Raw genomic sequence first — 18451 nt, forward strand, 5'->3', positions numbered from 1 at the left:
CTAATGGCTAAAATAGTATTTTCTTGTTAAGCGTTGCTACACTTTATCTTAAAACCCATTAGGAGGGAGCGGCATGACAAAGAGTGATCTCGTAGCGGCAATTGCTGAGAAGGCAGGCATCAGGAAGAAAGATGCCGAAGCAGCTCTTAACGCATTTATCGACGTTGTTACAGAAGCTCTCGCAAAAGAAGAAAAAGTAGAGATCAGAGGCTTCGGTACATTCCTGATGAAGGAGAGAGCTCCAAGGGTTGCAAGAAACCCAAGGACAGGAGAGAAAGTAGAAGTTCCTGCCAAGCTCTCACCTGCCTTCAAGCCTGGTAAGGATCTTAAAGACGCTACAGAAAAGGTTGTAAAGGGTAAAAAGAAGAAGTAAACCTGCAAGGGGGAGCTTCCTCCCCCTAATTTATAAAGAATAGAGAAAGTTAAGTCAGACTTGTAGTCAATGTGAGCGTCCCAGAGTTTTACATTACTTCCCCTGTCACTTCTGATATGAATTATATAACCGGTGTTATCGTTTAGTTTTTCATGGAACTTGACTCTTACTTTCAAATGATGAATCCGTTTCCTGGGTCACCGTATATAGTTTTTTCACCTTCATCTAGATCCTCGATTTGAGAGAACCTGAAAAAGGTTATTCCATCAACCTGAAGTTTTTCTGTCCTCTTACGGGGTGTCACTGTGTAGCCAGATTTCTGGTAGTGTACGATATTTTGTGTAAGCTTGAGAAATGGGATAACCTCCTGGGGAACACCCCACAAATACCAACCCCAGGAGGCAAAAATGGAACTACAGAAGATTTTACCAGACCTCGTTAAAGAAGTGGTAAAACAAACCTTAGAGTCAATCATGACAGCTGAAAGAGAAGTGTTTCTTAAAGAACATGGAGGAACAAAGAACGGTTTTTACGTCAGAAACCTTGATACTGTTGTAGGAAAACTAAAAAACCTGAAAATCCCAAGGGACAGGGAAGGAAGATTTAGAACTAAGCTGATAGAACCTTACAAAAGGAGAGACATCAACCTTGAGGACTTAATCCTTGGAATGTTTGCCTCTGGCATGAGTGCAAGAACAATAGCCCAAGCTCTTGAGAGCGTGTTTGAGCTTAAATACTTGCCTTCAACTATAAGTAAGATATCGCAGGTGACCTTAGAGGAAATAAGCAAGTGGAAACAAAGAAAGCTCAAGAGGAGATACTCAGTCATAATGCTTGACGGAATGTGGCTATCTGTCAGGAGAGATACTGTTGAGAAAGAAGTTGTTCTTTTTGCTCTTGGTATAGATGAGGAAGGATACAGAGAAATACTTGATTTTGAAGTTAATCCTTCGGAAGGAGCTGAGAGCTGGCTGGAAATGATAAAGAGGCTTTATGACCGTGGTGTGAGAGAAGTTTTCCTTTTCGTAGCAGATGGAGTTACTGGACTTGAGGAAAGGATAAAGGAGTACTTTCCAAAAGCAGACTTTCAATCCTGTGTGGTTCACAAAGTGAGAAATACTCTGAACAAGGTAAGAGCTAAAGACAGGAAGAAGATAGCGAAGGACTTAAAGAGGATATATCAAGCCTCTACGGAAGAAGAGGCTCTGAGGGGTTTTGAGAAGTTCAAAGAGAAGTGGGGATCAAAGTATCCTAAGGTTGTAAAGTCCTGGGAACAGGAGCTTTATAAGTTCCTTACGTTCCTCAAGTATCCTGAGTCCATTCAGAGAGTGATATACACGACAAATCTGATAGAAAGGACGATAAAGGAGATAAGGAAGAGGGTTAAGGTAATAGGAGCTTTACCGTCGGTTAGTGCTGTTGAGAAGTTCGTTTATCTCAGGGTAGCAGTGCTTAATGATAGATGGTCTGACAGGGTAATTAATGGCTTTTTAGAAGCCAGGGAGGAACTTAAGGAGGGAGTGTCCATAGAACTGTGTAAATTGGGAGTGTCCATAGAACTGTGTAAATTCTATCATGCCTCTAACCTCTCCTCGAAAATTATTGACAGCTGCCCGTAAATAATACCCCAATCCTTGATAACACTTCTGTTCCATTTTTTCGCAAGTTCCAAAGCAGCTAAATAGAGGTTCTTAAGAACTGACATATCACTCGGAAATACCCTCTTTCCATCTGTTACCTTCCTGAACTTACTATTAATACTCTCTATGATGTTCGTCGTGTACATAAGTTTCCTGAGTTCAAGCGGATACTTGAAGTAAGCCATAAGCTCTTCCCAGTTGGTCCTCCAGCTTTTTATTACGTGAGGATACTTGTTTCCCCATTTCTCCTCAAACTCGTCCATCCTAAGTTCTGCTTCCTCAAGTGTAGCTGCTCCATAAACTTTCTTGAGATCTGATGATAATCCTTTTTTGTCTTTCCACGATACATATCTTAATGAGTTCCTTATCTGGTGAACTACACATTTTTGTATCTCTGCTTGAGGATATACTCCTTTTATGGCTTTTTCTATACCTGACAGATTATCCACGCTAAATATCAGAACGTCTTTGACTCCTCTACTTTTTAGGTCATTTAGTACCTTGAACCAGAAACTGGCACTTTCGCTCTCATTTATCCAGAAACCAAGGAGTTCCTTTCGTCCTTCTTTATTTACGCCTATAACTACGTAAACTGCTTTATCTACTACCTTGCCATCTTGTCGTACTTTGCAAAAGATGCAATCTATGTAGAGGATAACGTAAATTCTTTCAAGTGGTCTTGACTGCCATTCTTCTATTCTCGGAGTTAGTCTGTCGGTAATCTTTGAAATCAAAGAAGGGCTTATGTCCATTCCATACATGTCAGAGAGTAATTCCTGAACGTCTCTTACTGTCATTCCCTTTGAATATAGGGCTATTATCTTGTTCTCCAGGTCTTCAAGGACTGTCTGGCGTTTTTTGACTATTTTGGGTTCAAAATCTCCCTTTCTATCTCTTGGAGTTTCAATCTCTACTTCTCCAGCTGCGGTTTTAACAGTCTTGGAGATATAGCCGTTTCTGGAGTTGTTAGAATTAGTACGCTCATACTTTGAATAGCCAAGGAACTCTTCAAGCTCTGCTTCTAAGGCTTCTTTTAATGTTTGTTGGATGAGCTTTTTAAGATCATCCTTAATGAGTTCTGGATCATATTTCCTTTTCATGTGTCCACCCTCCTTTAGGTTTAATTTTTACACACTTGGGTGGACACTCCCACTTAAGGAGATGTTTTCCAGGAGGTACTCCTAATAGCTTACACAAAATTATTGACACAACCAGATTTCTTGAGAAGACTTTTTATTTTTTTTGTTTTCTTCCTCAAGCTGGCTGACTTTTTGCTCCAGTTTTGGAGTTTCTGGAGGATTTCCTCGTTTGTTATTTCTTGTGCTCAGCTTTGATTAGGAAATAAAACAGCCGTTAGAATGAGTAGAGTTCTTCGTGTTTTTTCTCCTTAGCATGATTTTAATTCTTGTATTTTAGCCTATAGATATGTAATGTTTGTTGTATTTATAATCCAAATCATGATATACTTCTATTGCAAAGAATTTTCAATTAGTGGGGAGTAAACTATGAAGAAACTACTCCTTTCTCTTCTTGCAATAGGGGTTATGGGTTCTTCGGCTTATGGTGTGGAGACGGAAATAACCATTAGAGCAAAGGCCCATGATGCAAAGTTTTTGGGAAGCTCCATTGGTGGAGTAAAAGTAATTGTAAAAGATGCTTATTCAGGAAAAGTTCTTGATGAAGGATACATTGAAGGGGGAACAGGAAACACAAAAGTAATAATGAAAGAACCGTGGAAGAGAGGACAAAGAATTTCTGATGATAAGACTGCAAAGTACGTTGCAAAATTGGATATTGATAAACCAACAAAGGTTGAGATAGAGTTGATAGGACCTCTTACAGGTGGAGCTAATACTGTTAAACTTTCAAAAGAGGTTTGGGTTATTCCAGGTTACAACATTACGGGTGACGGAATTATCTTTGAGTTTTACGGTCTTATTGTCCATCCAATACTTCCGGCTCCCCACCAGTTCTTTAAACCTGGAAAAAAAGTCAAAATTGCAGCCCGTGTTGACATGATGTGTGGTTGTCCAATAAAGAAAAACGGTCTCTGGAATGCTGATGACTTTACTGTAAGAGCAATAATTGAAAGAAATGGAAAGTTCTACAAAGAAGTTCCTCTTCACTTTACTGGAAAGACAAGTGTTTTTGAAGGGGAGTTTACTCCAGAGGATAAAGGCGGTTACAGAATTACAATTGTTGCTACAGATAAACAGAACAACGCTGGAGTTGGTATAACATCCATTGCTGTAAAGTAATTGTAAATTTTTAAAATCTTCTTTTGTTCCCTCCCCCATTAATGGGGGAGGGGTAGGTGGGAATTACCAGATTTCGCAACAGGTTATAATTTCGTCTCTTTGAGGGCCTGTAGAAACCATTGGGATTGGTGTTTCAAGGTAGTCCTCAATGAATCTCAGGAAATTCTGAGCTTCTTTTGGTAAATCTTCAAATCTTTTTATGTGGGTTGTTTCCTTTTTCCATCCAGGAAGTGTTTCGTATATTGGTTTGACTGCTGATAGCTCTTTTGCTGTTGATGGGAAGTAATCAATCATTTCGCCGTTTAATTCGTATCCAACACATACCTTTATTTCATCGAAGGCGTCAAGAACGTCAAGCTTTGTGATTATCAGACCATTGAGGTCGTTTACCATTTTTGAAAATCTCAAAGCGAAAAGGTCAAGCCAACCGCACCTTCTTGGTCTTCCTGTTGTAGAACCGTACTCATGTCCCCTGGCTCTCAGAAGTTCTCCCATGTTACATTTGAGCTCTGTAGGGAATGGTCCTCCACCTACTCTTGTTGTGTAAGCTTTTGCAATACCGTAGATTTTTTCGACCTTTTTAGGACTAACGCCTGTTCCTGCTGAAATACCAAGGGCTGATGAGTTGGAAGAAGTAACGTAAGGGTAGGTTCCAATATCTATATCAAGAAGTGTTGCTTGAGCTCCTTCAAATAGAATCTTTTCTCCAGAGTCTATTGCTTTGTTGAGAAGGGAAACGGTATCAGAGACAAAGTGGCTTATCTTTTCGTAGATTCTCATAATGTGGGAATAGATTTCATCAAAGTTGAAGTTTACGTCATAGTTATAGACGTACTTGAGAGTTAGCTCTTTTTCCCTTATGTTCCACTTCAACTTTTCTTTAAATGTTTCTTCATCTCTCAAGTCAGCAATTCTTATTCCAACCCTACCAGCTTTATCCCTGTAGGCGGGGCCAATACCTTTAAGTGTTGTTCCAATGGAGCCGTTTCCTTTTAATTTTTCAGAAGCTGCATCCAGCTCCTTGTGGTATGGAAGGATAAGATGGGCTCTTTCGCTTACAAAGATTCTACCTTCAACAGATATTCCAACTCTTTTGATGAACTCTATTTCGTTGAGAAGACCTTCAAGGTCTATAACCATCCCATTTCCAAGTACACACTTCTTGTCATTATGGAGTATTCCGGAAGGAAGAAGGTGGAGTATGTACTTGGTTCCGTCGATTACTACAGTGTGCCCAGCGTTGTTCCCTCCCTGAAATCTGACAATGTAGTCAGCCTTTTCAGAGAGGATATCAACAATCTTTCCCTTTCCTTCGTCACCCCACTGGGTCCCAACGATCGCAAGTGTGGACATTAAAATCCTCCTTTTAAAGTTGCGAAGGTAATAATAACCTAACTTTATTCAAAAAGTTCTTTTATCTTTTTTTTAGCAGGTTCACTATTTTCTTTAATAAATAATAAACATTCGTCTTCTGCTAAACCTTCTGCATTTAGGACAATAACCTTTTCAAAGCCTTTCTTGAATGCAATTTCGATTGAAGATTTCATATCCCTCTTCACTATATCCCGTGCAACACTGTAACCTTTTTCTCTTAGTAGTTTGGAAACTTCATAGGCTTTATGGAGCTCCCTCTTCAAATCTATTATGTAGAAATCCTGTTTTTCAAGGTTTTTCAACAAACCTTTTTTCTCAAGTAGAGATTGTAGAGTGTCTATGTTCAGGGCAATTCCAGTTGCTGGAAGATTTCTTCCAAATTTAGATAGGAGCTCGTTGTATCTGCCACCGGTTCCAAGTGAGAATCCAGAAAGAGGGTGAAAAACTTCAAATGTAACACCTGTGTGGTATTCCATTCCTCTCTTCTCAGACAGATCAAAAATCACCTTCTTCTCAAAGCCGTAGCTCTTTAGAATGGAAAACATCTCTTTAAGCTTTTTGACGGCATTTCGGGATTTTTCGTTCTTGAAAAGCTCACAACCCCTGTCCAGAACATCTTCTTTCCCATAAAGTTCTAAGAGAGCTTCTATTTTTTCCCTTTTGCTGTCAGGAATGTTCCTTTCTTCAAGAAAGAGCTCAATACCTGAAAGATCTTTATGACTTAGGAGTTGCAGGAACTTTTCCTTATCAGGAATTCCAAGCTCTTCAAGTGCACCTTCAACAAACTCTGAACTTCCTATATCTATTTGAAACGATTCAAGTCCTAACTTCTCAAGTATATTGACGACAACCGCAACTATTTCAGCGTCAGCTTCAACTTCTGAGACGCCTATTAACTCAAATCCAAACTGGAAGATTTCCCTTTCATTTTCAACGTCTCTAAATATTTTTCCTTTATAGAAAAAACGGAAAGGGGGCTCATCGTCTTTAAAAGAGGAAGCAACAATCCTTGCGATCTGTGGTGTAAAATCAGGCCTTACAGCCATTAACTTTCCTGTGAATCTATCAACTAGTTTGAATGAGATTTCCTCAAGGCTATCATCAACAGCCTTAAAAGTTGAAAGGTATTCAATTGTCGGTGGAGAGATAGGTCTATAACCCCATAGTGAAAGGACTTCCTCTATGGATTTGAGTATAAATTCTCTCTTTTCTGCTTCTTCTGGAAGAAGAGTTTTGAAACCTTTTGGAATCTCTGTCAGTCCCATTTTAAAGTCCCAGTTGCTTTACTATTTCTTTTTTGTCTGCCGGAAGAGTAACTGGTTTAACGCCCATTGATATTGCAGTATCAGGGTCTTTGAGACCATGTCCTGTAAGAGTGCAGACAATTACGTCTCCCTTTTCAAACATATCCTTTTCTCTTACAGACTTTATAACTCCGGCAATTGAAGCAGCAGATGCCGGTTCGCAAAAGATACCTTCAGTCCTTGCAACAAGCCTGTAGGCTTCAAGGATCTCTTCGTCTGTTACCATGTCTATAAATCCGTCAGATTCTTTGGCAGCATTTACTGCTCCTTCCCAGCTTGCAGGATTTCCGATTCTGATTGCAGTCGCAATCGTTTCAGGGTTTTTAACTGGATGTCCAAGAACAATTGGTGCAGCGCCGGCTGCTTGCCAGCCACACATCTTTGGCTTTGAATCAACTTTTCCAGCTTCAAAGTACTCCTTGTACCCCATCCAGTAGGCTGTAATGTTTCCAGCGTTTCCGACGGGGATGAAGTGATAGTCGGGAGCTCTTCCAAGCTGTTCGCAGATTTCAAATGCAGCCGTTTTCTGGCCCTGAAGTCTGTATGGATTTATAGAGTTAACAATTGTAATTGGGTATTCAGCTCCAATCTCCCTGACTATTTCAAGGGCCTCGTCAAAATTTCCTTTTATTTGAACAACCTCAGCACCATACATTACAGCCTGAGAAAGTTTCCCAAGTGCAATTTTCCCTTCAGGAATGAGAACAACTGCTTTGAGTCCAGCTTTTGCAGCATAGGCTGCAGCAGATGCTGAAGTGTTCCCGGTAGAGGCACATATGACAGCCTTTGCTCCTTCTTCAACAGCCTTTGAGACGGCCATTGTCATTCCTCTATCCTTGAAGGAGCCTGTAGGGTTGAGACCTTCAAACTTGAGGAAGAGCTTTATCCCTGGCTTTATTTCATTTGCAAGATTGTTGGCCTCAATCAGAGGGGTGTTTCCCTCTAAAAGAGTGATTACTGGCGTTTTATCTGTAACCGGCAGAAAGTCTCTGAACTCTTCTATTACTCCTTTCCAGTTTTCCATTAAAACCTCCGAAAAAATCTTGCGGAATAAGATAAAATAACAAAAAGAATTATATTTCTTTTGAACTTGTTTGACCAAATAGGGTGGAGGTGTTATGTTTGAAGGCATTTATGTTGCCATTCCGACGCCGTTTAAAAATGGAAAAGTTGATGAGAAAGCCCTTAGGTGTCATATCGAGTTTCTAATAGAAAACGGCGTTGATGGGATTGTTCCCTGCGGAACTACTGGTGAAAGTGCAACCCTTTCTTACGAAGAGCACGAAGAGGTAATAGCAATAACGATTGACCAGTGTAAGGGTAGAGTAAAGGTAATTGCAGGAACTGGTTCAAACTCAACTGAAGAAGCTATAAGGCTTACAAGGTTCGCAGAAGAAGTGAAGGCAGATGGAGCTCTCCTTATAACTCCTTACTACAACAAACCAAATCAGGAGGGACTTTACCTCCACTTCAAAGCTGTTGCTGAAGCTGTGAGTATTCCAATTGTTCTTTACAATGTTCCAGGAAGAACCGGTGTTAACATGCTTCCTGAGACAGTTGCAAGGCTTTCTGAAATTGAAAACATAGTTGCCATTAAAGAGGCAACGGGCAACACAAACGTTACAACAGAAATTGTTAATCTCTGTGATGACAAGATAACAGTTTTATCTGGAGACGACCTGACATTTTTCCCTCTTCTTTCAGTTGGGGCAAAAGGGGTTATTTCTGTTACTGCAAACGTTGTTCCAGATAAGATGGTTGAGATGTACAGGAAGTTTGTTGAAGGAGATGTAAAAGGAGCGATGAAGCTCCATCACTGGCTCTATCCACTTTCAAAGGTTCTCTTCATTGACACGAATCCAATACCTGTAAAGACAGCTCTCAGCTTTATGGGCAAGATGGAGAAGGAGTTCAGGCTTCCATTGTGTCCGACAACCCCTGAGAAGGAAGAGAAAATTAAAGAGGTATTAACCAAATTGGGAGTTCTATAATGGCATTTACCGTAAACTACAGGGATCTTGAGAAGCTCTTTCATTACTTTGAGATAAGGGAAAAAGATGCGAAGAATATGCAGTTCCTTGGGAAGATTCTTCTACCTTACGAAGAGGAGTTTGCAGAGGCTTTCTACAACAACCTGATGAAATTTGAGGATATAAAAGAATACCTTCCGGAAAGCAAACTGGAGAGGCTTAAAAAGACTATAAGAATTTGGTACAGAAAACTTTTTTCTGGAAAATACGATTCTGAATATCTCCTTTATCTTCTTAGAATTGCAAAAGCTCATGTCGATGAAGGAATTCCTCCCCACTATATCATTGTAGCAATGAATTTCGTTGGTAGATTTTGTACAAGGAGAGTTGCAAAATATTTTTCAGAAAGGGCACATCAGTTCTTTAATAAGAAGTATGAAGATGGGAAAAATGAGATTTGTGATTCTTCACAAAGGGAAATCATAGAGGATTTCATTCTGGATGAAGTATTTGAAAGAATGGAGGATCTCAACAGATCTCTAAGGAAATTTCTGGCACTTAACGAGGACATTCTTGTTTCCTACTATGTGGATTCTGAGCTGAGAACTTTTATAAACGCAAGCGGAATCGAGAGATTTATCATTTCTTTCAGTAAAAAGTTCGCAATATTTATGGATATTGCAATCCTTGTGGGTCTTATGTTTCTTGCCATTTTTGTTATTGGTCTATTCGGCATTGATATATCCCACATATTCCATGGAGATCTTGCACACGGTCTCATTGCTGCGCTTGGTGACTTACTTATACTCTGGACAGTTCTCGAGCTCCTCAATAGTGAAATTAAGTTCATGCTTGGTGGGGAGCTCGCAGTTAGTGCGTTTGTTAGTGTTGCACTTGCGGCAACCATCAGGGAAGCCCTGGTTGTTTCACTTGAGCACGATAAACCGATAGAGTTTAAGCTGGGAATAGGAGCTTTAATTCTTATTCTTGGTATTGTTTTTGGAATCGTTAAGTGGTTTGAGCTGAAGAAACAGAAAAGAAGAGGTTAAGAGATGGTAAAAGTAGCTGTAGCTGGTGCTAAAGGAAGAATGGGAAAATTGATAGCAAACTTGGTTCTTCAGGATAGAGATCTAAAGCTTGTAGGAGTTACAGAAAGACCAGATTCAGATATTATTGGTGGAGAGTTTTCTGAGGGTGTTAATTTCTATGCTTCGCTAAGGGATATTCCAGAGAAGCCTGATGTTGTAATTGATTTTACGGTTCCAGAGGCCACTTTAGGACTCTTAAATGAAGCAAGAGAAATTGGAACTGCTCTTGTTATAGGAACTACAGGTTTTACGGACGAAGAGAAAAAGAAAATAGAAGAAACTGCAAAATCTGTGCCTATTGTTTTTTCTCCTAACATGAGTCTTGGTGTAAACCTTCTTTTTAAATTGGTTGCTGAAGTAACAAAAGCCTTAAAGGATAAAGGTTACGATATAGAGATATTCGAAATTCACCACAGGTTTAAAAAAGATGCTCCTTCTGGAACTGCAATGAGGCTTGCTGAGATAATTGCTGAGAACCTTGGGAAGGATTTAGATGAGATAGCGGTTTACGACAGAAGGGGAATTGTTGGAGAGAGAAAGCCGGATGAGCTTGGGGTCTTAGCTGCAAGAATGGGAGATGTTGTCGGGGACCACACAGTGTTCTTTGCAACACTTGGAGAGAGATTGGAGCTCACCCACAGAGCAACAAGTCGTGAGACGTTTGCAAGAGGTGCAGTAGTTGCTGCAAAGTGGGTAGCAGGAAGAGAAGCAGGGCTCTATACGATGTTTGATGTTTTGGGGATTTAGGAGGAACATATGTTTGAAGTCATTCCAGCAGTTGATATAAAAGGTGGAAAGTGTGTAAGGCTCTATCAGGGAAGGGCTGATCAGGAGAAGGTCTATTTTGAAAATCCTGTTGAAGTCGCAAAGAGATGGGAAGAGGAAGGGGCAAAAAGAATTCATGTTGTTGACCTTGATGGAGCTTTTGAGGGAATTCCAAAGAACATTGCCATAGTTGAAGAGATTGTGAAAAGTGTTTCTGTTCCAGTTCAGTTTGGTGGTGGTGTCAGGACTATTGAAGCAGTTGATAAACTATTTGAGGTTGGAGTTGATAGAGTAATAGTTGGAACGGTTGCAGTGGAGGAGCCTCTTCTTTTTGAGGAGATGGTTAAAAAGTATCTAGGAAAGATCATTCTTGGAATAGATGCAAAAGGTGGAATGGTCACAACGAGAGGGTGGGTTGAGGTAACTGAGATATCTGCCGTTGAGCTTGCCAGAAAATACGACGAAATGGATATATGGGGCTTTGTTTATACAGACATTTCAAGAGATGGAACTTTAACAAGTCCAAACTTTGAAGAGGTAGAGAAGTTTGCAAAGAACGTTAGAAAGCCTGTAATAGCCTCTGGTGGGGTTTCTAAGGTAGAGGATATCCTCAAACTCTCAGAAATTGAGAACGTTGCTGGAGCAATAGTAGGTAAAGCTCTCTACGAGGGAAAAGTTTCTTTAAGGGAAGCTTTAAAGAGAATAGCAGTTTAACCGGTATTCTGTTATAAAGATGTTTTAGTTGTCATTCTGAACCTGCTTTAGCAGGTGAAGAATCTCTAAGAATTTCAATCAAAGATTCTTCGGACTTCGTCCTCAGAATGACTACAAATAATATCTTAATGATGAATTACTGTTTAATCTGCTCAGGACGTTGTTCCTGAGCGTACTTCCTATTCACAGATTCTCTCAACTGCCCTTAGTTTTGCACTCCTTGAGGCAGGATTTTCTGTAATCTCTTCTTCTGTCGGCTCAACAGGTTTCTTTGTGATCACTTTAAATCCTTCAAGGTTTCTGAAAATGTTCTTTACAAGTCTATCCTCTAAGGAATGGAATGTTATAACGACTATCCTACCGCTACAGGCGACATGGTTTGCAGCTTCTGGGATTCCTTCTTCAATCTCCTGAAACTCTCTGTTTACGTAGATCCTTATGGCTTGGAATGTCTTGATTGCTGGATGTTTTTTCCTGCCTGCCCAAAGTTTTTTTGGAATTACCTCTTCAACGATTTTTGCAAGTTCTAAGGTTGTCTCAATCGGTTTGATTTTTCTCCTTCTAACAATTTCACGGGCGATTTTTCTGGCAAACTTTTCTTCTCCGTACTTGAATATTATGTCGGCAAGCTCCTTTTCTGAAAGCTCGTTAACTACATCCCTTGCAGTTAACTTCTGTCTTCTGTCCATTCTCATATCAAGAGGCTGCTCCTCCCAGACTGTAAAACCTCTGTTCCCTCTCAGGTGAAAGTGGGAAACTCCAAGGTCAAAGAGAACTCCATTTACTTCCTCTATTCCTTCAGCTTCGAGGACTTCCCCAATCTGAGAGAAGTTTGCGTGATAGATTGAAACCCTGTCTCCAAACCTTTCAAGTCTTTTCATTGCTCTTTCTATTGCTTCTTCGTCTCTGTCTATTGCAATAACTCTATTTTCGGGATTTGCTTCAAGGATTGCTTCTGTATGGCCTCCTCCTCCTAAAGTTGCATCAACGAAGATTCCTCCTTCCTTGGCTTTTAGATATTCCAGTGATTCCTTTAGCAAAACTGGTGGGTGGTAGATCTCCTTTTCCATCTCTTCTCCTTTTGAAGTTGCACAAAAAAAGTGCAATCTAAAGAACAATTTTACAGGTTTTGGGCAGATAAAACAAAAAGTTCCTTCCTGCTCTTGTTTCCGATTTTGGCACGAGTGTTGCTAATCCTAATAACAAAACCTTAGTGGAGGTTGAAGATGAAGAAGGTTGAAGCTGTCATCAAGCCATTTAAGCTGGATGAAGTGAAAGATGCGTTAACGGAAATCGGAATTACAGGAATGACCATTTCAGAGGTCAAAGGTTTTGGAAGACAGAAAGGACATACAGAGCTCTACAGAGGAGCTGAGTACACAATCGATTTCATACCAAAGATAAAGCTGGAAGTGATTGTTCCCGATAAATCTGTTGAGAAGGTAGTGGAGGTAATAGTGAATTCAGCAAAAACAGGAAGAATTGGTGATGGAAAAATCTTCATCCTTCCAGTTGAGGATGCTGTGAGGATTAGAACGGGAGAGAGAGGACAGGAAGCACTTTAAAAATAATCAAGGAGGTTTAAGCAATGAAGAAAATACTTGGAGCTCTGCTGATGGCTTTAACACCCTTAGCAGCAATGGCAGAAGAAACACCAACTTTAAATAGTGGTGATACAGCTTGGATGCTTATTGCAACAGCCCTTGTTGTGCTTATGACTCCTGCTGGTCTTGCACTCTTTTACGGTGGGATGACAAGAAGTAAGAACATTTTGAATACCATAGGAATGAGCTTTCTTGCCTACTGTGTAGCATCTGTTGTGTGGGTTATGTGGGGATATACACTTGCCTTTGGATCAGATATCGGTGGTTTTATTGGTGATCTTGAAAAGATCTTTATGAAAGGAATTGGTGTTGAAACTTTAAGCGGAACCATTCCTGAGTTTCTCTTTGCAGCATTTCAGGGAACATTTGCAGGAATTACTGTCGCCCTTGCAAGTGGTGCTGTCATTGAGAGATTAAAGTTCTCAACCTGGTTCATTTTCACAATTCTCTGGGTAACAGTTGTCTATGCACCTGTTGCTCACTGGGTTTGGGGAGGAGGATTCCTTGGAAATGATGGAGCTCTCGACTTTGCTGGTGGAACGGTTGTCCACATTAACGCAGGTATAGCAGGCCTTGTAATGGCACTGCTACTCGGAAAAAGAAAAGGTTACGGAAAGACAGCTTTTTTCCCTTCTTCTGTTGTCCTGACAGTTCTTGGTGCAGCACTGCTCTGGTTCGGATGGTTTGGATTTAACGCAGGTTCTGAACTTGCTGCAGATGGAGTTGCTGCATCTGCATTCTTAGTTACGAACGTAGCTGCATCAATGGCTGCAATTTCGTGGATAGTTACAGAGTGGATAATGTTAAGGAAACCTACACTTCTTGGCGCTGCTTCTGGTGCTGTTGCAGGACTTGTTGCTATTACTCCTGCTGCAGGGTTTGTTGATGTAACGGGAGCAATTGTTATCGGTCTTGTTGCGGGAATCTTAGGGTGGTTTGGGGTCTTTGTCCTTAAGAAGAAACTTGGATACGATGATTCCCTTGATGCTTTTGGCGTTCACGGACTCTGCGGTATCTGGGGAGCTATAGCTACAGGTATTTTCGCAGTTAAAGCAATAGGAGGAACTCCCGGTGTCCTTGAAGGAAACTTACCCCTGCTCTGGATTCAGCTTAAAGCTGTAATAGTAACAATTGTTTACTCTGGAATTATGACGGCTATCGTTTACTTTGTTTCTTCAATCTTTACTGGTGGAGCAAGAGTTCCAGAAGAATATGAAATTGAAGGTCTTGATTCTGCAATTCATGGAGAGAAAGGCTTTAACCTTTAAAACAACAAAATAAAAAAGGGGGGAGGGAGCTCCCTCCCCGAAAACAAAAAAGAACAATGAGGTGAAACATGATTAGACGCGCACTAACTATTTTAACAACTACTCTACTAATAGCTGTTGCTGAAGCAGGTGCGGCAGAAGTAAAGGTTGATATTCCAGACATCAAACTTTCTGTAGGTATTTCTGCCACTGTGTTTAATGAATCAAAGGCTGAGGCTGAGGGTAATTCTATTAACGACATAAAGCTTACAGATGCTGTAATTGAACTGTCAGGTGGAGATGATTTCGGTGGGTTTGATATTGCTGTCGGTTCAACTATTGATCCAACTGTAATTGGAAGTGTGAATAATGACAACACGGCAACTGTTGGAGACAAATACGGTATTCTCTGGGGATACATCTTTGCTACTCTAGTAAAGGGTCTTGAAATTGATGTGGGAGTTCTCCCTACAAACGTAGGTTATGAGCTTGCCGCTGCTTATCTAAATCCCAACATAACTTACGGTCTTGTCTGGAGTTCACAACCCTTTATCTATAAGGGCGTTAGAGTTATTTATAGCGTTATGGATAACATGCAAATTTACGGAGAGTATAATAGAGGTAATAAACTAAATGGATACAGCAAAGACCATGCTTTTGCAGTTGGGAGCATAGGAAGTATCGGAGATGTTAACTATACTTTTACTTACTTTGACTACAGAAATTATAAAAACCTTGTTGACTTTACCTTAGGTTACAAGTACAGAAACGTTCAGTTTGCAGTTGATGGTGATTACCAGTGGCTTGATGAGGATAGTAGCAAAAAAGGTTATGGAATTGCTTTTTATGTAATTCCTGAGTTTGATAGGTTTTCTCTTCCTATAAGAGTTGAATATGTAAAAGATAAGGACAATTCTGGAATTTATGGTTTTGACGGTAAATCAACTTATTCTGTTACCGTGACTCCAACCTGCAAACTATCAGACCACACAGTAGTTAGAGCTGAGTATTCCTTCGTTAAAAGCGACGACGAGGCATTTAACGGTTCAGACCACAAAGGTATAGCGTCTATTCAGCTTGCACATATATTTTAGTTGCTCTTTTTCTTCGGGTACCTCCCTGTTTAAAGCCCCGTTGGGGCTTTTTTTCTATTTGATAAAATAGCTTCATGGAATCTCTAACAAGAAATTATCCCTGGGTAAAGAGAAAGAAAGCTTACTGGGTCTGGATAAATACTGTAGCCAGGTTTATAGCTACATTTTGTCGTTTAAAGATTTACGGAAGGGAAAACATTCCTGATGAAGGAAAAGTTCTCTTAGTAGCAAACCACCGAAGCTACTTAGATCCCCCTTTAGTTGCATACGCTGTCAAGAAGAGGCCAGTTTTCTTTATGGCTAAATCGGAGCTTTTTGAAATGCCAGTTCTTTCATCTTTAATAAAACACTGGGGAAATGCTTTTCCTGTGAAAAGGGGAAAACTGGATCTAAAAGCTCTGAAGACAGCCTTAGAGATTTTGGATAACGGTGAGCTTGTCTGTATTTTCCCGGAAGGTCAAAGAGCTCCCGCTGAGAAGTTCATCAGAGCAAAATGGGGAGCAGGTATGGTTGCTCTCAAAGCAAAGGCTCCAATAGTTCCATGTTTAATAGAGGGGAGTGAAAAAGTTATAGGTAAAGAGAAAATAATTTCTGGATGGCCTAAGGTAACTATTAGATTTGGAGAACCTTTTTACATAGATTTAGAAGATAGTAAGGAAAACTATCAGAAAGCGGCTGATATACTTATGGAGAAGATAAAGGAGCTAAAGGTTGGAAATAAAAGTAGCTAAAAGTGCAGGTTTTTGCTGGGGTGTTAAGAGGGCTGTGAACATTGCTGTTGATGCTATAGGAAAAACGAAAAAAACTTATTGTCTTGGTGAGTTAATTCACAATAGACGGGAAATAGAGAGATTAAAGAAGTTAGGGATGGAATTCATTGAGGATATGGAGGCTTTAGAATCAGGTAATACCGTTATCATCCGCTCCCACGGTGTAGCTCCTCAAGTTATCAATTTCCTTAAAAATAAAGGTCTTCAGATAGTTGATGCCACGTGTCCCTTTGTTAAGGACGTTCATGAAAAGGCAATAAAACTTGAAAAAGAGGGGTATCCTGTTCTCATACTGGGTAACCCAAAACATCCGGAAGTTATAGGTATAGCCGGCCATGTTATTAACTCTCCAATGATAATAGACACGATTGAAGAGATAGAGAGACTTCCAAGAATGCCAAAGCTCGGCGTTGTCTGTCAAACGACTTTAAATGTAGATTTCCTTAGGAAAGCCATCTCTCTGCTATCATTAAAGGTCAAGGAGCTAAAAGTCTACAATACTATCTGTAATGCTACTTCTATCAGGCAGAATGAAGCGAAAAAGCTTGCTTCTCAGGTTGATGTAATGCTCATTGTTGGGGGGAAAAACAGTTCCAATACAACAAAGCTTTACCAGATTTCAAAGAGCGTAAATGAGAGGAGCTATCATATTGAATCCAAAGAGGAGATAGACCATAGTTGGTTTGAAGGAGCAAAGAGTGTAGGAATTACAGCTGGAGCATCAACACCACAATGGGTTATAGAGGAGGTCGTAAATTATATTAGACTTCTTGATAAAGGGGGAGAGATAAGTGGAAGGGGAGTTTGCCAGACTACTGGAAGAAAGCTTCAAACGTCTAAACAATGAAGTAATTACAGGTACTGTCGTTAAAGTCACTGGTAGAGAAGTTTTTGTCGATTTTGGCTGGAAATCAGAAGGGGTAATTCCTCTTAAAGAACTTGGGTATAAACCGAAAGTTGGAGAAAAAATAGATGTCTGCATCATAGAACCGGAAACGGAGGAGGGATATGCCCTTTTATCTGTAAACTGTGCCCGTTCTATTAAAGAGTGGGAAAGAATTGCAGATGAGATAGAGAAAAAAGGTATTGTAAGGGGAAGAATAAGACAGAGAGTAAGGGGAGGCTACAAAGTAGCTCTTGAAGAGGGGATAACTGTCTTCCTTCCAATGTCTCAGGTGGACATCATGCCTGTTACAAAACCTGATGACTGGCTTGATAGAGAGATTGAGGCAAAGGTTCTTTCAATAGATAGGAAGAGAAGAAGCATTGTAATCTCAAGACGTAAGCTTCTTGAAGAGAAAAGGGCTCAAATGAGAAAGGAGACCCTCAAAAAACTTAAAGAAGGGGATGTTGTAGAAGGTATAGTCAAAAATATCGTTGACTTTGGAATATTTGTTGATGTTCAGGGGGTAGATGGTCTTGTACATAAGAGTGATATTTCCTGGTCAGGTCTAAAAACGCCCTTTGACGTGGCAAAGATAGGGGACAAGATAAAAGTGAAAATTAAAAAAATAGAGAGAGACAAAGAAAGACTGGTTTTGAGCATTAAAGATATTACGGAAGATCCGTGGAAAAATATCAAAGAAAAGTATAAACCGGGAAAATCTATCGAAGGAGTCGTTGTAAGAGAAGATAAATCTGGTTACTGGGTTGAGCTTCCTGATGATGTTGTAGGTTATGTTCCTGCCAACATATTGCCAAAAGGTATTAAATTAAAGTATCACCACAAGTACAAATTTGTGGTTGATACTATAGATGAAGAGAGAAGGAGAGTGATTCTGAAATGGCAGGAAGAACGCCGGAAATAAAGAACAAGAAAGCTTATTACGATTACGAAATACTGGAGAAGTACGAAGCGGGAATAGAGCTCAAAGGAACAGAGGTCAAGTCTTTAAGAGAAGGAAAGGCAAACCTGAGAGATTCTTTTGTGAGAATAGAGAACGGAGAGGCTTTTCTCTTCAATGCCTACATTGCTCCTTATACCCATGGAAATCTCTTTAATCATGAGCCAACGAGAAAGAGAAAACTTCTTCTTCACAAATCTGAAATTAAAAGACTTTTTGGAAAAACACAGGAAAAGGGTCTAACAATAGTTCCTTTAAGAATGTACTTTAACAAAAGAGGAAAGGTGAAGGTTGAAATAGCTCTTGTTAGAGGTAAGAAGAAGTACGATAAGAGAGAAACAATAAAAAGAAGAGAGCTTGAAAGAGAAGCTCGAAAGGCAATGAAATACTACGGATAAGTTCTGGT

The 18451-nt window shown here is 40.0% G+C and carries 18 protein-coding genes and 1 pseudogene; 14 read left to right on the forward strand and 5 right to left on the reverse strand.

Going from position 1 to position 18451, the window contains the following annotated elements; genetic code table 11:
• Window positions 1–73 precede the first annotated feature (73 nt).
• Window positions 74–373, forward strand: a complete 300-nt coding sequence (locus ACYQ3A_RS04680) for an HU family DNA-binding protein (RefSeq protein WP_459895952.1) — start codon at window positions 74–76, stop codon at window positions 371–373.
• A 407-nt stretch (window positions 374–780) separates the two neighbouring features.
• Window positions 781–1890 (forward strand): annotated as a pseudogene (locus ACYQ3A_RS04685) (IS256 family transposase); the annotation flags it as partial.
• 56 nt (window positions 1891–1946) lie between these two features.
• Here the strand turns inward: ACYQ3A_RS04685 and ACYQ3A_RS04690 are convergent.
• On the reverse strand, window positions 1947–3113 hold the full coding sequence (locus tag ACYQ3A_RS04690) for an IS256 family transposase (protein WP_459895953.1): 1167 nt from the start codon (window positions 3111–3113) through the stop codon (window positions 1947–1949).
• Between the two features lie 405 nt (window positions 3114–3518).
• Between ACYQ3A_RS04690 and ACYQ3A_RS04695 the strand changes: the two genes are divergently transcribed.
• A complete protein-coding gene (locus tag ACYQ3A_RS04695) occupies window positions 3519–4271 on the forward strand; it encodes a hypothetical protein (RefSeq protein ID WP_459895954.1) in 753 nt (250 codons plus the stop codon).
• Between the two features lie 63 nt (window positions 4272–4334).
• Here ACYQ3A_RS04695 and ACYQ3A_RS04700 read toward each other — a convergent pair whose 3' ends face one another.
• The 3 genes from ACYQ3A_RS04700 to thrC are packed head-to-tail and all read right to left on the reverse strand — an operon-like array spanning window position 4335 to window position 7973.
• On the reverse strand, window positions 4335–5624 hold the full coding sequence (locus tag ACYQ3A_RS04700; RefSeq protein ID WP_459895955.1) for an adenylosuccinate synthase: 1290 nt from the start codon (window positions 5622–5624) through the stop codon (window positions 4335–4337).
• A 44-nt stretch (window positions 5625–5668) separates the two neighbouring features.
• Window positions 5669–6910, reverse strand: coding sequence for an ATP phosphoribosyltransferase regulatory subunit (hisZ, locus tag ACYQ3A_RS04705; RefSeq protein ID WP_459895956.1), 1242 nt, complete (start codon window positions 6908–6910; stop codon window positions 5669–5671).
• 1 nt (window position 6911) lies between these two features.
• Window positions 6912–7973 carry a threonine synthase gene (gene thrC, locus ACYQ3A_RS04710; protein ID WP_459895957.1) on the reverse strand — a complete coding sequence of 354 codons (1062 nt, stop codon included), beginning with the start codon at window positions 7971–7973 and terminating at the stop codon, window positions 6912–6914.
• Between the two features lie 94 nt (window positions 7974–8067).
• Here thrC and dapA point away from each other — a divergent pair, with 94 nt between their 5' ends.
• Genes dapA through hisA form a run of 4 tightly spaced genes read left to right on the forward strand, consistent with a single transcriptional unit; the run spans window position 8068 to window position 11486 of the window.
• A complete protein-coding gene (gene dapA, locus ACYQ3A_RS04715) occupies window positions 8068–8940 on the forward strand; it encodes a 4-hydroxy-tetrahydrodipicolinate synthase (RefSeq protein ID WP_459895958.1) in 873 nt (290 codons plus the stop codon).
• Window positions 8940–9968, forward strand: a complete 1029-nt coding sequence (locus ACYQ3A_RS04720) for a protoglobin domain-containing protein (protein WP_459895959.1) — start codon at window positions 8940–8942, stop codon at window positions 9966–9968. Before dapA ends, ACYQ3A_RS04720 begins: the two co-directional genes overlap by 1 nt.
• Window positions 9969–9971: 3 nt before the next feature.
• Window positions 9972–10754, forward strand: a complete 783-nt coding sequence (dapB, locus tag ACYQ3A_RS04725) for a 4-hydroxy-tetrahydrodipicolinate reductase (protein ID WP_459895960.1) — start codon at window positions 9972–9974, stop codon at window positions 10752–10754.
• A gap of 9 nt (window positions 10755–10763) precedes the next feature.
• Complete coding sequence (hisA, locus tag ACYQ3A_RS04730) at window positions 10764–11486, forward strand: 1-(5-phosphoribosyl)-5-[(5-phosphoribosylamino)methylideneamino]imidazole-4-carboxamide isomerase (RefSeq protein WP_459895961.1); 723 nt, start codon at window positions 10764–10766, stop codon at window positions 11484–11486.
• Between the two features lie 179 nt (window positions 11487–11665).
• On the opposite strand, the gene rsmH is transcribed toward hisA, so the two are convergent.
• A complete protein-coding gene (gene rsmH / locus ACYQ3A_RS04735; RefSeq protein ID WP_459895962.1) occupies window positions 11666–12556 on the reverse strand; it encodes a 16S rRNA (cytosine(1402)-N(4))-methyltransferase RsmH in 891 nt (296 codons plus the stop codon).
• 156 nt (window positions 12557–12712) lie between these two features.
• Here rsmH and ACYQ3A_RS04740 point away from each other — a divergent pair, with 156 nt between their 5' ends.
• From ACYQ3A_RS04740 to smpB, 7 genes are all read left to right on the forward strand, one after another.
• Entirely contained in the window at window positions 12713–13051 is a 339-nt protein-coding gene (locus ACYQ3A_RS04740; RefSeq protein ID WP_459895963.1) for a P-II family nitrogen regulator, read from the forward strand.
• A gap of 23 nt (window positions 13052–13074) precedes the next feature.
• The gene (locus tag ACYQ3A_RS04745) at window positions 13075–14358 is read left to right on the forward strand and encodes an ammonium transporter (RefSeq protein WP_459895964.1); all 1284 of its coding nucleotides are present in this window, start codon (window positions 13075–13077) and stop codon (window positions 14356–14358) included.
• Window positions 14359–14426: 68 nt separating this feature from the next.
• Complete coding sequence (locus tag ACYQ3A_RS04750) at window positions 14427–15431, forward strand: outer membrane beta-barrel protein (protein WP_459895965.1); 1005 nt, start codon at window positions 14427–14429, stop codon at window positions 15429–15431.
• Window positions 15432–15505: 74 nt separating this feature from the next.
• Window positions 15506–16162, forward strand: a complete 657-nt coding sequence (locus tag ACYQ3A_RS04755; protein WP_459895966.1) for a lysophospholipid acyltransferase family protein — start codon at window positions 15506–15508, stop codon at window positions 16160–16162.
• Complete coding sequence (gene ispH, locus ACYQ3A_RS04760) at window positions 16143–17048, forward strand: 4-hydroxy-3-methylbut-2-enyl diphosphate reductase (RefSeq protein WP_459895967.1); 906 nt, start codon at window positions 16143–16145, stop codon at window positions 17046–17048. Before ACYQ3A_RS04755 ends, ispH begins: the two co-directional genes overlap by 20 nt.
• Window positions 16993–18009, forward strand: a complete 1017-nt coding sequence (locus ACYQ3A_RS04765; RefSeq protein ID WP_459895968.1) for a 30S ribosomal protein S1 — start codon at window positions 16993–16995, stop codon at window positions 18007–18009. Before ispH ends, ACYQ3A_RS04765 begins: the two co-directional genes overlap by 56 nt.
• Window positions 17985–18443, forward strand: a complete 459-nt coding sequence (gene smpB / locus ACYQ3A_RS04770) for an SsrA-binding protein SmpB (RefSeq protein WP_459895969.1) — start codon at window positions 17985–17987, stop codon at window positions 18441–18443. The genes ACYQ3A_RS04765 and smpB overlap by 25 nt, the downstream gene beginning before the upstream one ends.
• The last annotated feature ends 8 nt before the right edge of the window (window positions 18444–18451 follow it).

Source organism: Desulfurobacterium crinifex, assembly GCF_054656775.1.